The following is a 2,824-nucleotide window of genomic DNA, read 5'->3' as shown; positions in this document are numbered from 1 at the left end:
AGCCTTGCTGTTACTGGATCAAATCAAGCCTATCGGACCATTAGTACCGGTCAACTGAACGCATTGCTGCGCTTACATCTCCGGCCTATCGACGTGGTGGTCTACCACGGTCCTCAGGGATACCTTGTTTTGAGGGGGGCTTCCCGCTTAGATGCCTTCAGCGGTTATCCTGTCCGTTCATAGCTACCCTGCACTGCTGCTGGCGCAACAACAGGTCCACCAGTGGAACGTTCACCCCGGTCCTCTCGTACTAGGGGCAACTCCTCTCAAGTATCCTACACCCACGGCAGATAGGGACCGAACTGTCTCACGACGTTCTAAACCCAGCTCACGTACCTCTTTAAATGGCGAACAGCCATACCCTTGGGACCTGCTCCAGCCCCAGGATGAGATGAGCCGACATCGAGGTGCCAAACACTGCCGTCGATATGGACTCTTGGGCAGTATCAGCCTGTTATCCCCAGCGTACCTTTTATCCGTTGAGCGATGGCCCTCCCACTTGGGACCACCGGATCACTATGGCCGACTTTCGTCTCTGCTCGACTTGTCAGTCTCGCAGTCAGGCTGGCTTTTGCCATTGCACTCAACGAGCGATTTCCGACCGCTCTGAGCCAACCTTCGCGCGCCTCCGTTACGCTTTAGGAGGCGACCGCCCCAGTCAAACTACCCGCCACGCAGGGTCCCGGATCCGGATAACGGACCGCGGTTAGACATCAAGCAGAACAAGGGTGGTATCTCAAGGATGGCTCCACCGGGACTGGCGTCCCGGTTTCAAAGCCTACCACCTATCCTGCACATGTTGTGCCTGATGCCAGTGCGAAGCTGTAGTGAAGGTGCATGGGGTCTTTCCGTCTAACCGCGGGTAGCCGGCATCTTGACCGGCAATTCAATTTCGCTGAGTCGATGTTGGAGACAGCGGGGAAGTCGTTACGCCATTCGTGCAGGTCGGAACTTACCCGACAAGGAATTTCGCTACCTTAGGACCGTTATAGTTACGGCCGCCGTTTACCTGGGCTTCAATTCAGAGCTTGCACCCCTCCTTTTAACCTTCAGGCACCGGGCAGGCGTCAGACCCTATACGTCGTCTTGCGACTTCGCAGAGCCCTGTGTTTTTAGTAAACAGTCGCCACCCCCTGGTTTGTGCCCCCAGCCCCTAGTTGCCTAGGAACCGGGCCTCCTTCTCGCGAACTTACGGAGGTATTTTGCCGAGTTCCTTCAACATCGTTCTCTCAAGCGCCTTGGTATTCTCTACCAGTCCACCTGTGTCGGTTTAGGGTACGATCTCATGATGGAGCTATTTCCAGGAACCGCTCAGCAGCCCACCCAATCCGATAAGGGCAAACTACAGTCGCAATCCGTCACTTCCATCTGGCCCAGGAATATTAACCTGGTTCCCATCGACTACGCCTTTCGGCCTCGCCTTAGGGGTCGGCTTACCCTGCTCAGATTAGCTTTAAGCAGGAACCCTTGGACTTTCGGCGAGAGTGTCTCTCACACTCTTTGTCGCTACTCATGTCATCATTCTCGCTAGTGATCTCTCCACCGGATCGCTCACGCGCCGGCTTCACAGAAAGCACTTTGTCTTGTGCTACCGCCTATCGGCTACTTGAGCACGTTAATGCTCCAGCTTCCTAAGTGCGGCAATAAAGACAAGTGCTATGTCACACTACGCTCTGCTACCATGCCTTGCGGCATCCTAAGCTTCGGCTCATGGCTTGAGCCCCGTTACATCTTCGCCGCAGGACAACTTGTTTAGACCAGTGAGCTGTTACGCTATCTTTAAAGGATGGCTGCTTCTAAGCCAACCTCCTGGTTGTTTTGGTCGTCCCACCTGCTTTCCCACTTAGCCATGAATTGGGGGCCTTAGCTGTAGGTCAGGGTTGTTTCCCTCTTCACGACGGACGTTAGCATCCGCCGTGTGTCTGCCATCTAGTACTCCCGGGTATTCGGAGTTTGGTTAGGATCAGTAAGCCTGTGGGGCCCCATTACCCATCCAGTGCTCTACCCCCCGGGGTATTCGGATGACGCTCTACCTAAATAGATTTCGCAGAGAACCAGCTATCTCCGAGTTTGATTGGCCTTTCACCCCTAGGCACAACTCATCCCGACCTTTTTCAACAGGTGTGGGTTCGGACCTCCAACAAGTGTTACCTTGTCTTCATCCTGGTCATGCCTAGATCACTCGGTTTCGGGTCTGATCCATCTAACTCATGCGCCCTATTAAGACTCGCTTTCGCTGCGCCTACACCTAACGGCTTAAGCTTGCTAGATAGACCAAGTCGATGACCCATTATACAAAAGGTACGCCGTCAGGGCGCAAGGCCCCTCCGACTGCTTGTAGGCGTCCGGTTTCAGGTACTGTTTCACTCCCCTCGTCGGGGTGCTTTTCACCTTTCCCTCACGGTACTGGTTCGCTATCGGTCAGTAAGGAGTACTTAGCCTTCGGGGGTGGTCCCCCGATCTTCAGACAGGATTTCACGTGTCCCGCCCTACTTGATACGTCCCATCGAGCTTCCCATACGGGGCTGTCACCCACTATGGCTGATCTTTCCAGATCATTCTGGTCACTCTCAAGGCTCGGCTGGTCCCCGTTCGCTCGCCGCTACTAGGGGAGTCTCTATTGATGTCCTTTCCTCCGGGTACTTAGATGTTTCAGTTCCCCGGGTTTGCTCTTAAAACCCTATGTATTCAGGTAATAAGTACCTGTTTTACCCAATTATCAATAACCACGAGGGCTAATAATAACTGAGTATCAGGTGGGTTGCCCCATTCGGAGATTCATGGATCAAAGCCTATTCTCGGCTAACCATGACTTATCGCAGAG

General features: G+C 53.9%; 1 rRNA gene (running past one end of the window). It reads right to left on the bottom strand.

What is annotated here, in order from left to right:
- Positions 1-19: 19 nt before the first annotated feature.
- Positions 20-2,824 (bottom strand): 23S ribosomal RNA (locus tag ACP159_RS23445); it runs 64 nt beyond the window's last position.

Origin of the sequence: Tropicibacter sp. S64, from assembly GCF_049803835.1 — a bacterium.
Lineage (GTDB): Bacteria > Pseudomonadota > Alphaproteobacteria > Rhodobacterales > Rhodobacteraceae > Pacificoceanicola.
The sequence above is the reverse complement of the archived record's forward strand: the minus strand, read 5'-3'. Positions and strand labels throughout refer to the sequence as shown.